At 73.1% G+C, this 11,368-nt stretch carries 10 protein-coding genes; 8 read left to right on the forward strand and 2 right to left on the reverse strand.

The window, feature by feature from the left end; genetic code table 11:
* Positions 1–216: 216 nt before the first annotated feature.
* On the forward strand, positions 217–1,293 hold the full coding sequence (locus A5481_RS17700) for an alkene reductase (protein WP_048435497.1): 1,077 nt from the start codon (positions 217–219) through the stop codon (positions 1,291–1,293).
* Positions 1,294–1,331: 38 nt separating this feature from the next.
* Here A5481_RS17700 and A5481_RS17705 read toward each other — a convergent pair whose 3' ends face one another.
* On the reverse strand, positions 1,332–3,203 hold the full coding sequence (locus A5481_RS17705) for a TRAP transporter large permease (RefSeq protein WP_048435498.1): 1,872 nt from the start codon (positions 3,201–3,203) through the stop codon (positions 1,332–1,334).
* Positions 3,200–4,225, reverse strand: a complete 1,026-nt coding sequence (locus A5481_RS17710) for a TRAP transporter substrate-binding protein (protein ID WP_048435499.1) — start codon at positions 4,223–4,225, stop codon at positions 3,200–3,202. The genes A5481_RS17705 and A5481_RS17710 overlap by 4 nt, the downstream gene beginning before the upstream one ends.
* A gap of 237 nt (positions 4,226–4,462) precedes the next feature.
* On the opposite strand from A5481_RS17710, the gene A5481_RS17715 reads away from it, so the two are divergent.
* The 7 genes from A5481_RS17715 to A5481_RS17745 all read left to right on the forward strand — a co-directional run bounded on the left by A5481_RS17715 (position 4,463) and on the right by A5481_RS17745 (position 11,350).
* Positions 4,463–5,389 (forward strand): LysR substrate-binding domain-containing protein, encoded by a 927-nt coding sequence (locus A5481_RS17715; protein WP_048435500.1) that lies wholly within the window; start codon positions 4,463–4,465, stop codon positions 5,387–5,389.
* A 191-nt stretch (positions 5,390–5,580) separates the two neighbouring features.
* Positions 5,581–6,942 carry an NAD(P)H-dependent oxidoreductase gene (locus A5481_RS17720; RefSeq protein WP_048435501.1) on the forward strand — a complete coding sequence of 454 codons (1,362 nt, stop codon included), beginning with the start codon at positions 5,581–5,583 and terminating at the stop codon, positions 6,940–6,942.
* A gap of 56 nt (positions 6,943–6,998) precedes the next feature.
* Positions 6,999–7,304, forward strand: a complete 306-nt coding sequence (locus tag A5481_RS17725) for a putative quinol monooxygenase (protein ID WP_048435502.1) — start codon at positions 6,999–7,001, stop codon at positions 7,302–7,304.
* 164 nt (positions 7,305–7,468) lie between these two features.
* Positions 7,469–8,728 carry a ribulose-bisphosphate carboxylase large subunit family protein gene (locus tag A5481_RS17730; RefSeq protein ID WP_064504109.1) on the forward strand — a complete coding sequence of 420 codons (1,260 nt, stop codon included), beginning with the start codon at positions 7,469–7,471 and terminating at the stop codon, positions 8,726–8,728.
* A complete protein-coding gene (locus A5481_RS17735) occupies positions 8,728–10,101 on the forward strand; it encodes a four-carbon acid sugar kinase family protein (protein WP_064504111.1) in 1,374 nt (457 codons plus the stop codon). The genes A5481_RS17730 and A5481_RS17735 overlap by 1 nt, the downstream gene beginning before the upstream one ends.
* Positions 10,102–10,114: 13 nt before the next feature.
* On the forward strand, positions 10,115–10,891 hold the full coding sequence (locus tag A5481_RS17740; protein WP_048433062.1) for an SDR family NAD(P)-dependent oxidoreductase: 777 nt from the start codon (positions 10,115–10,117) through the stop codon (positions 10,889–10,891).
* Positions 10,892–10,969: 78 nt separating this feature from the next.
* The gene (locus A5481_RS17745) at positions 10,970–11,350 is read left to right on the forward strand and encodes a group III truncated hemoglobin (protein WP_048433061.1); all 381 of its coding nucleotides are present in this window, start codon (positions 10,970–10,972) and stop codon (positions 11,348–11,350) included.
* The last annotated feature ends 18 nt before the right edge of the window (positions 11,351–11,368 follow it).

Raw genomic sequence — 11,368 nt, forward strand, 5'->3', positions numbered from 1 at the left:
GACGGCGAGCCGGATCGTACCGGCATCGGCACCGCGCCGCTCCCATGCGGGAGAGGCGCCGTTCTGCTGGCACGCCCGCCGGCGCGCAGGCCTGCGGTCCGTTCGCCGGCCTTGCTCCCGCGGAGCATCGGCGCGACACCTTCCGGCGAAGCCGGGCCCTCGGCCCTTCCCCGTCCGGTCGCTTCGCCGTCTCCCGCCCCGCCACGAAGGTCCGCCATGCCCAGCCTTCTCGACCCGATCCGGCTCGGCGCGCTCGACGCGCGCAACCGGGTGCTGATGGCGCCGCTCACCCGTGCCCGCGCTACCCGCGACCACGTGCCGACCGCCCTGATGGTCGATTACTACGCCCAGCGCGCCTCGGCCGGGCTCATCATCGCGGAGGCGACGGGCATCAGCCCGCAGGGCCTCGGCTGGCCCTACGCGCCGGGGATCTGGAATCCGGAGCAGGTCGAGGCCTGGCGGCCGATCACCGCCGCGGTGCACGCGGCCGGCGGCCTGATCGTCTCGCAGCTCTGGCACATGGGGCGGGTGGTCCATCCGAGCCTGCCCGGGCGCGGCCAGCCGGTCTCGTCCTCGGCCACCACGATGCCGGGCCTGGCGCGGACCTACGAGGGCAAGGCGCCCCACGTCGAGGCGCGCGCCATGACCGAGGACGACATCCGCGCCGTCCTCGACGATTACCGCCGGGCGGCGCGCCACGCCCGCGAGGCCGGGTTCGACGGGGTGCAGATCCACGCCGCGAACGGCTACCTCATCGACCAGTTCCTGCGCGACAACGCCAATTTCCGCACCGACCGCTACGGCGGGTCGATCGAGAACCGCATCCGGCTCCTGCGCGAGGTCGCGACGGCGGTGGCCGACATCGTCGGGCCGGACCGCGTCTCGGTGCGGCTGTCGCCGAACGAGGAGCGCCAGGGCGTGAACGACAGCGATCCCGAGCCGCTGTTCGAGGCCGCGGCGGCGGCGCTGTCCGAGATCGGCGTCGCGTTCCTGGAGGTGCGCGAGCCCGGCTTCGAGGGCACCAACGGCAAGGCCGAGCGCCCGCCGGTGGCGCCGCGGATGCGGGCGGCGTTCCGGGGCGCCTTCGTGCTCAATTCCGACTACGACGGCGCGAAGGGCCAGGCCGCCCTCGATGCCGGCGAGGCCGACGCGATCTCGTTCGGGCGCCCCTTCATCGCCAATCCCGACCTGCCGCGGCGGATCGCCGACGGCCTCCCGCTCGCGGCCGACGACACCGAGACCTGGTACGTCGGCGGCGCCAGGGGCTACGCCGACTATCCGCCGGCGGCGTAGCGGCCCGCGGGGGAACGGGGCGCCCGCTCCCCCCACCGTCACAGGAACCCGATCGAGAACCACGGCACGAAGGTGATCGCCAGGAGGCCGAGGAACAGCGCGCCGAGATAGATCCAGATCCGGCGCATCCCGGCCTCGGGCGCGACGCCGCCGATCAGGCAGGCGGCGTAGTAGCAGAGGCCGAAGGGCGGGGCGAACAGGCCGAGGCCCATCGCGAGGATCACGATCATGCTGTAATGCACCTCGTGGATCCCGAACTGGTGGGCGATCGGGAACAGCAGCGGGCCGAACAGCACGATCGCCGGGATGCCCTCGAGCAGGCTGCCGAGCACGATGAAGGCGACCACCGAGATCAGCAGGAATCCGGTCCGGCCGCCGGGCACCGCCGCCATCGCCCGGGCGAGGTCGTGCGAGAAGCCCGACTGGGTCAGCGCCCAGGCCATCGCGCTCGCCGCTCCGACGATGAACAGGATCGCCCCCGACAAAGAGGCGGTGCGCGCCAGCATCGGGACGATCTCGCCGGCCTTCAGCCCGCCGCGATAGACCACGAGGCCGAGCACCAGCGCGTAGGCGATGCCGATGGTCGAGACCTCGGTGGCGGTCGCCACGCCCTCCACCACCGCGGTGCGGATCAGGAACGGCAGCAGCAGGGCGGGAAGCGCGACCACCAGGGTCCTGCGGATCACCGCGGCCGGCGCGCGCGGGACGACGACCGCGTCCTCCTCCCGTCCGGCGCGGTAGCGGGCGACCGCCGCCAGCACCAGGGCGAGCACCAGGGCCGGCAGGATGCCGGCGGTGAACAGGGCGGCGATCGAGACGCCGGTCGCCGACGCGATGGCGATCAGCACGATCGAGGGCGGGATCGTCTCGCTCATCGCCCCGGAGGCCGCGAGGATCGAGAGCAGTTCCCCGTCCTTCATGCCCCGCTTGCGCATCTCGGGAAACAGCACCGGGGCGACCGCCGCCATGTCGGCGGTCTTCGAACCGGAGATGCCCGACACCAGCAGCATCGCGCCGAGCAGCACGTAGGACATCCCGGCCCGGACGTGGCCGAGCAGCGAGGCGAGGAAGGCCACCATCACCCGGGCCATCCCGGTCGCGTCGACGAGCTGGCCGAGCAGCACGAAGAGCGGGATCGCGAGCAGGATCAGGCTGCTCATCCCCTCGTCCATCCGCCCGACCACGACGGTGAGCGGCGTCGACGTGGTGGTGAGGAGGTAGGCGGCGGTGGCGAGCGCGAACGAGAACGCGATCGGCACGCCCGCCAGGATGCCGACGCCGAGGAGGCCGACGAAGAACACCAGGAGCGCCCAGTTGCCGATTGCCGTGAGCACCGGCGCGCCGAGGGCGAGGAGCGCCACGACGCCCGCGAGCACGGCGCCGACGCCGATCAGGTCGGCCGGGCGGTGGCGCGCGAGGCGCAACGCGCAGGCCAGGAGCGCCAGCACGAAGCCGACCGGCACCGCGAGCGCCCGCACGGTGCCCGACCAGCCGAGCGCCGGCGTCTCCACGAAGGACTGGTCCTCGGTGTAGTCGTAGGCGGCGTGGAGGAGGAGCGCCAGGAAGGCGAAGACGGTGCCGACGGCGAGCGCCTCGCACCAGGCGCGGGCGCGCGGCGACAGCCCGCCGACCAGGAAGGTCAGCCGCATGTGCTCGCCGCGCTGCACCGCCACGACGCTGCCGAGCATCGCGAGCCACAGGAACAGGATCGAGGCGAGCTCGTCGCTCCAGATGATCGAGTGCCCGATCGCCCGCGAGACGATGCCGGCGAACAGGATCAGGGCTTCCGCCGCGACCAGGATCGCCGCCGGCACCTCGACGGCGCGGCGCAGGGCGCGCTCGGCGGCGGCGAGCCAGTCGGGGGAGGGGAGGGCGGCCGGGCGCCCGTGGCTGTCGGCGAGCGCGCTCATGCCAGCCCCCCGGTCACGGCCTCGAGCGCCTTCCAGGCCTCCGGCCCGAACTTCTCGCGCCAGTCGCGGTAGAAGCCGGCCTGCATCAGGCCCTTGCGGAACGCCTCCTTGTCGGCGGTCTCGAAGGCGAGGCCGCGGGCGGTGAGCTGCGCCTTCAGCGTGCCGTTGAGGCGCTGGACGTCCTCGCGCTCCTCCATCGCGGCCCGGTCGAGCTCGCGCCGGACGATCTCCTGCAGCGGCCCGGGCAGCTTTCCGAAGGCGCGCCGGTTGGCGACGATCCAGAACGGGTCCCAGATGTGGTTGGTCTCGGTGAGGTACTTCTGGACCTCGTAGAGCTTGCCGGCCTCGATCGTCACCAGCCCGTTCTCCTCGCCGTCGACCAGCCGGGTCTGCAGCGCGGTGTAGAGCTCGTTGAAGTTGATCGAGGTCGGGCTCGCGCCGAGGGACGAGAACAGCGAGGTGAAGATCGGCGCCACCGGCACGCGGATGCGGTAGCCCTTGAGGTCGTCGGGCGTCCGGATCGGCCTGGCGTTCGAGGTGATCTGGCGAAAGCCGTTGTCGGCGGCCTTGGCGGCGACGATCAGGCCGGCCTTCTCGATCTGGCCGCGGACATACTCGCCGATCGGGCCGTCGACCCCGCGCCAGACCTGGTCGTAGTCGGAGAAGGCGAAGCCGACATTGGTGATCGCCGCGCCCGCCGCCACGGTCGAGATCACCGAGCCGGCGATGTTGAGGAACTCGATCCCGCCGGAGCGGACCTGGGTGATGAGGTCGGTGTCGGAGCCGAGCTGGCTCGCGGGGAAGAAGCGCAGCTCCATCCGCCCGCCGGAGGCCTCGCGGATGCGCGCGCAGGCCTGGTCGAGCCGGGCGTTGATCGGCTGGGTCAGGGACTGGCCGGTGGCGAGCTTGTAGGTGAACTCGGCGGCGCGCGCCGGCCGCGTGCGGATCGCGCACAGGGGCATCGCCGCGGCGCCGGCCAGGAACAGGCGGCGCGAGGGTCCGGATTCGGGGGTGGTCGTCATCGGGTTTCCTCCGGCGCGCCGTCATCCGCGGGGTTGCGCGGTGCGGCATCGTTTGGGTCGAGACGTCGGGGGAGGCGTGGCGGCGTGCGGGCGGCGTTCCCGCGCGCGTTCTCCCCTGTGTGCGGCACCCCCTTCCGGGGCGTCTCGTCTCGTTTGGCAGCCGAGACTACGGAGAGGCGTCCGTGTAGGACAATCCAGATTATTTGCACGTCCGTGAAGCACCGCTAAAGTGTCGGGATGTCGGTCCCGCTTCGCGCCATCACGGTCTTCCACGCGGTCGCCCGCTCCGGCAGCATCACCCGGGCGGCGGAAGCGCTCGGCGTCACGCCCTCGGCGGTGAGCCAGCAGGTCCAGGCGCTGGAGGTCGGTCTCGGCACCGCGCTCATCGGCAAGGCCGGCCGCCACGTCGTGCTGACGGAGGCCGGCGAGCGCTACTTCGAGATGATCGGGCCCGAGATCGACCGGATCATGGAGGCGACGCAGCGCATCCAGGGTTTCCGCTCGGTGACGACGCTGACCGTCAGGGCGACCCCGAGCCTGTCGACGAAGTGGCTGCTGCCGCGGCTCTCCGGCTTCATCGCGGCCTACCCGGACATCGAGCTGCGCCTAGACGGCACCAACGAGCCGACGGCGTTCCAGAAGGAGAGCGTCGACGTCGAGATCCGCCACGGCACCGGCGGCTGGCCCGGCCTCTTTTCCGAGGGGCTGGTCGAGGAGAGCTTTCGCCCCGTCTGCGCCCCGTCCTTCGCCGCCCCCGGCAGCCTCGCGGCGCAGGACCTGCCCGGCCACCTCCTGATCCACTCGGTGAAGTCGCAGGTGCAGTGGGCCTCCTGGTTCGAGCGCGCCGGGGCGGTGCCGGCCGCGCGCTGGCGCCGGCTCCTGTTCGACCGCACCCACATGGCGATCGACGCCGCCGCCGGCGGGCTCGGCATCGCGCTCGAGAGCGACCTGATGCTGTGGGGCGACCTGCGGGCCGGGCGCGTCGCCTGCCCGCTCGCCGCCCCGCCGCGGATCACCCTCGTCACCCAGTGGGTGACGTGCCCGCCCGACCACCTGCGCCAGCGCAAGGTGCGCGCCTTCCTCGACTGGCTCCGCCGCGAGCGCGACGCCTGGACGGCGGAGCGCGACATGCGGAATGCGGAGCAGGCCGCCACGAACCTTTAGCCGGGCTTCACGGTCGCCTCGGAAATCTGGATTGTCCTTCACGAAGCCGGCTTCTAGCGTCCGGGCGTCAGATCCCGCCGCGGGTTTCACGCCCCCGGCCGGGATCGTGCCGAGACCGGCCCCAACCTTCCCTTGAGGAAGGCGCGGCGAAAGACCGGTCGGCCCAAGAAGACGATCGACGGAGGAAACCGATGAACCTCTCCACCCTGCTCCTCGCCCGCGCCTCGGCCGGGCGGCCGGTCCGCGTCGGGCTGATCGGCGCCGGCAAGTTCGGCTCGATGGTGCTGGCCCAGGCCCAGCGCATCGCGGGGATGCACGTCGTCGCCGTCGCCGACCTCGATGTCGGCCGCGCCCGCGCCTCGCTCGCCCGCGTCGGCTGGCCGGAGGAGCGCTATGCGGCGACCTCGCCCGGCGACGCGGTCAGGACCGGCCGCACCTGCGTCACCGACGATGCCGGGGCGCTCGCCGCCTGCGACGAGATCGAGTGCATCATCGAGGCGACCGGCCACCCGATCGCCGGCATCCGCCACGCCATCCAGGCGATCGATGCCGGCAAGCACGTCGTGATGGTCAACGTCGAGGCCGACGTGCTGTGCGGCCCGCTGCTCGCCGAGCGGGCGCGCCGGCGCGGCGTCGTCTACTCGATGGCCTATGGCGACCAGCCGGCGATCATCTGCGAGCTGGTCGACTGGGCCCGCTCCTGCGGCTTCGAGCTGACCTCGGCCGGCAAGGGCATGAACTTCGAACCGCGCTACCGCTACTCGACGCCCGACACCGTCTGGGGCTTCTTCGGCTGGTCCGAGGAGGAGGTGAGGAAGGGCGACTTCAACCCGAAAATGTACAACTCGTTCACCGACGGCACCAAGGCGGCGATCGAGATGGCGGCGGTGGCCAACGGCACCGGGCTCGACTGCCCCGACGACGGCCTCGCCTTCCCGCCGACCGGCCTGCACGACCTCGCCCGGGTCTTCCGCCCGGTCGCCGACGGCGGCCGGCTGGCCCGCTCGGGCCTCGTCGACATCGCGGCGAGCCAGGAGCCCGACGGGCGCGAGGTGTTCAACAACATCCGCTACGGCGTCTTCGTCACCTTCAAGGCGACGAGCGAGTACACGAAGGCCTGCTTCAAGCAGTACGGCCTGCTCACCGACCCGTCCGGCTGGTACGGCTCGATGTGGCGCCCCTTCCACATGATCGGGCTCGAGACCAGCGTCAGCGTGCTCTCGGCGGTGCTGCGGGGCGAGCCGACCGGCTGCTCGAAGGAGTTCCGCGGCGACGCCGTCGCGACCGCCAAGCGCGACCTCAAGCCCGGCGAGATGCTCGACGGCGAGGGCGGCTACGCGGTGTGGGCCAACGCGATTCCGGCCTCGAGGAGCCTCGCCCTCAACGCCCTGCCGATCGGGCTCGCCCACAACGTCAAGCTCAAGCGCCCGGTCGCCCGCGACACGATCGTCAGCGTCGACGACGTCGAGCTCGTCAACGACCTCGACGTCGTCGCCCTGCGCCGCCGGATGGAGGACGAGACCCGGCAGGCGGCGCCGCAGCAGGCGGCCTGAGGCGCGCGGCGCCGCTCGTCGGCGCCGCGTCACACGTCCCCGAGTCGAGGTCGTCCATGCCGTCCGCCCGCCCCTTCGTGGTCATCGCCGAGTTCCGGGTGAAGCCCGGCTCCCTCGACGCCTTCCTGGCGCTCGCCCACGACGACGCCCGCGCCTCGGTCGCCGACGAGCCGGGCTGCCGCGCCTTCGACGTCGCGGTGAGCGAGAGCGACCCGCTCACGGTGCTGTTCTACGAGGTCTACGACGACCGCGCCGCCTTCGACGCCCATCTCGCCACCCCGCACCTCGCCCGCTTCCGGGCCGGCTTCCCGGCCCTGATCGAGGCGGAGCGCCCGGTGCGCTTCCTCGCCCGGACGTCGTAGCGCGGCGCATCCGGCGTGAGGAACGCTGTCCCCTTCGGCGAAAAATGCCCTACCTTGCCGGGACGACCGGCCCGCGACGAGCGCCGGCACGCCGGGAGCCCGACGGCGAGCGGGCCTCGCGGACCTTGAGGGGGAGACGCCGCCATGCAGGTCGCCGGACGATGATGCCGCCTCCGATCCGGATCGAGGCGGATTACCTCCTCGAGACCGCGAGCGATCCCCGCCGGGTGGCGGAGACGATGGCCGGCGAGCAGTCGAGCGGCACCTTCGTGCCGGTGCCGGGCGAGACGCCGGAGCTCAAGGCCCGCTCGGCCGCCCGGGTCGAGCGCCTCGAGATCCTCGACGCGCCGGTCGCCGTCCCGTCGCTGCCGACCACCGCGGCGGTCGATCCCCAAAAGCTGCGCCGCGCCCGCGTCACCCTGTCGTGGCCGATCGAGAATCTCGGCCCCTCGCTGCCGAACCTGCTCGCGACCGTGGCCGGCAACCTGTTCGAGCTGCGCCCTATCACCGGCCTGCGCCTCCTCGACATCCGCCTGCCGCAGGCCTTCGCCGACGCCTATGCCGGCCCGCGCTTCGGGATCGAGGGCACCCGCCGCCTCGCGGGCGTCGAGGGGCGGCCGATCATCGGCACGATCATCAAGCCGAGCGTCGGCTTCGGCCCCGAGGAGACCGCCGCCCTGGTGCGAACCCTGTGCGAGGGCGGGATCGACTTCATCAAGGACGACGAGCTGCAGGCCGACGGGCCGCATTGCCCGTTCGACGACCGCGCCCGCGCGGTGATGCGCGTCGTCAACGACCATGCCGAGCGCACCGGCAAGACGGTGATGGTCGCCTTCAACCTCACCGGCGAGATCGACCAGATGCGCCGGCGCCACGACCTCGTGCGCGACCTCGGCGGCACCTGCGTGATGGCGAGCCTCAACTCGGTCGGCCTCGTCGGGATGATCGAGCTCGCCCGGATGAGCGAATTGCCGATCCACGCCCACCGCAACGGCTGGGGCTATCTCACCCGCCACCCGCTGCTCGGCTGGTCCTACGTCGCCTGGCAGAAGGTCTGGCGGCTCGCCGGCGCCGACCACATGCACGTCAACGGCCTCGACAACAAGTTCTTCGAGGACGACGACAGCGTCGTCGCCTCGGCGCGCACCTGCCTCACCCCGCTGTTTCCCGACAAGCCGTGCCTCGCCATGCCGGTCTTCTCCTCCGGCCAGACCGTGCGGCAGGCGCCAGGCACCTTCGCGGCGCTCGGGTCGACCGACCTCATCGTCACGGCCGGCGGCGGCATCGTCGCCCATCCGGGCGGGCCGGGGGAGGGCGTGGCGGCGCTCCGCCAGGCCTGGGAGGCGGCGGTGGCCGGCATCCCGCTGCCCGAGCACGCGCGTCGCCACCCGGCACTCGCCCAGGCGCTCGAGGGCGCGGCGTGATCCCCCGGCCGCTCCCGGACGGTCCCCTCGTCGCCTTCTACGGCGACGACTTCACCGGCTCGTCGGCGGCGATGGAAGTCCTAGCCTTCGCCGGGCTCGAGACGGTGCTGTTCCTCGCAAGCCCCGGCCCGGCGCGCTTCGCCGCCTTCGCGGGCGCCCGCGCCGTCGGCATCGCCGGGGTGGCGCGTTCGCAGCCGCCCGCCTGGATGGACCGGGAGCTGCCCGGGTCCTTCCGGCTCCTCGCCTCGCTCGGCGCGCGGATCGCGCATTACAAGGTCTGCTCGACCTTCGATTCGGCACCGCAGGTCGGCTCGATCGGCCGGGCGGTCGAGATCGGGCGCGGGATCTTTCCCGGCGACTGGACCCCGATGGTCGTCGCCGATCCCGGGATGGGGCGCTACCAGAGCTTCGGCCACCTGTTCGCGGTGGCCGACGGCACCGGCCACCGCCTCGACCGCCACCCGACCATGGCCCGCCACCCGGTCACGCCGATGGACGAGGCCGACCTCGCCCGCCACCTCGCCCGCCAGACCGCCCTGCCGGTCGGCCTCGTCGACTTCGTGGCGATGAAGCGGGGAGAGGGGGATGCGGCCCTCGACCGCGCGCGCGCGCAGGGCGGGGCCATCGTCTCCCTCGACGTGCTCGATGCCGAGACCCTGGCCGAGGCCGGGCGCCTGATCTGGGAGCGGGGCGGGCGCCACGTCTTCGCCGTCGGCTCGCAGGGGGTCGAGGCCGCCCTCGTCGCCCATTGGCGCCGGGCCGGCCTCCTGCCCGCCGAGCCGCCCGCCGCCCGGCCCGGCCCGGTCTCCCGGATCGCGGTCGTGTCCGGGTCGGTCTCGCCGGCCACCGCCGGCCAGATCGCCCACGCCCTCGACCGCGGCTTTGCCGGCATCCGCCTCGATGCGAGGCGGGTCGTCGACGACGCGGCCTGGGAGCGGGAGATCGGGCGCGCCGTCGCCGAGGCCCGCGCCGCGCTGGCCGAGGGCCGCGATCCCCTGGTCTACAGCGCCGCGGGTCCCGACGACCCGGCCGTCGCCGCCCTGCGCGCGGCCGTGGGTGCCGCCGGGCTCGATCCGGTCATAGCGAGCGAGCGGCTCGGGGCCGGGCTCGGCCGGGCGCTGCGGGAGATCGTCCTGTCGACGGGCCTGACCCGGGCGGTGATCGCCGGCGGCGACACGTCGGGCCACGCCGCGATGCAGCTCGGCGTCGATGCGCTGAGCGCGCTCGGCCCCCTCGATCCGGGCTCGCCGCTCTGCCGCGCCCACGGCCCCGACACGCCGCTCGACGGGCTCGAGCTGGCGCTGAAGGGCGGCCAGGTCGGCCGGCCGGATTTCTTCTCGGCGGTCAAGGCCGGCGGCCGCGCCCCTTCGTGAGGAGACGGATACCATGCAGAGGCCGGCCGGCGACAGGCTCACGGGCAGGATCGCCCTCGTGACGGGGGCGGCGCGGGGCATCGGCCACGCCGTCGCCGCCGCCTTCGTGCGCGAGGGCGCGCGGGTCGTCGTCGCCGACGTGAACGGGGCGGGCGCCGAGGCCGCCGCCGCCGGGCTCGGGGACACCGCGATGCCGGTCGCCGTCGACGTCGCCGACGAGGCGTCCGTCGCCGCCATGATGGCGGCGATCCTGTCCGCCCACGGCCGCGTCGACATCCTCGTCAACAATGCGGGGATCGGCGCCGCCACGCCGTTCCTCGAGACCAGCCTCGCCGAGTGGAACCGGATCCTCGGCGTCAACCTCACCGGCGCGTTCATGGTGGCGCAGGCCTGCGCCCGCGAGATGGTGCGCACCGGCGGCGGCAAGATCGTCAACATCGCCTCGCTGTCGGGCCAGCGCGGCGGCAACGGCCGGGCGGCCTACGGCTCGGCCAAGGCCGGGCTCGAGCTGCTGACCAAGGTGATGGCGGTCGAGCTCGCCCACCACGACATCAACGTCAACAACATCGCCCCCGGCGCGATCGAGACCGAGATCGCCAAGGCGATGCACGACCGGGCGACCCGCGAGGCCTACGCCGCCCGCATCCCGATGACCCGCTACGGCACCCCGGAGGAGATCGCCGACGCGGCGGTCTTCCTGTGCTCGGACGAGGCCCGCTACATCCACGGCCACACCCTCAACGTCGACGGGGGCTTTCGCGAGGCCGGGCTGATGTTCAAGCCCGGTTGAGGCCGGTATCGGTCACGGTGCGGACAGGCGCGGCCCGGCTCCCTTGCCCGGGTGCGGATCGATCGACATCTGACCGGCATGACCTTGAACGACAGCAGCCTCGCTCCCTTCCTGGCGCAGTTCTACGCGCGGGTCCGCCGCGACCCGCTCCTCGGCCCGGTCTTCGCGGCGGCGATCCCGGACGCCGCCTGGCCACGGCACATGGCGACGGTCGAGGCGTTCTGGTCTTCGGTCTTGTTCAAGACCGGCCGCTACAAGGGCAATCCCTTCGGGACGCATCAGGCCCTCGGCAGCCTGCAGCCGGCGCATTTCACGCGCTGGCTCGCGCTGTTCGGGGAGACCGCGCAGGCGCATTTTCCTCCCGAGGACGCTCACGCCCTGCAGGAGCGGGCCGAGCGGATCGGGGCCAGCCTCCAGGCCGGCCTGTTCTTCAGGCCCGACGCTGTCGGGCGGGGCTGAGCAGGGACCGGCTTTGCC

Source organism: Methylobacterium platani (assembly GCF_001653715.1).
Lineage (GTDB): Bacteria > Pseudomonadota > Alphaproteobacteria > Rhizobiales > Beijerinckiaceae > Methylobacterium > Methylobacterium platani.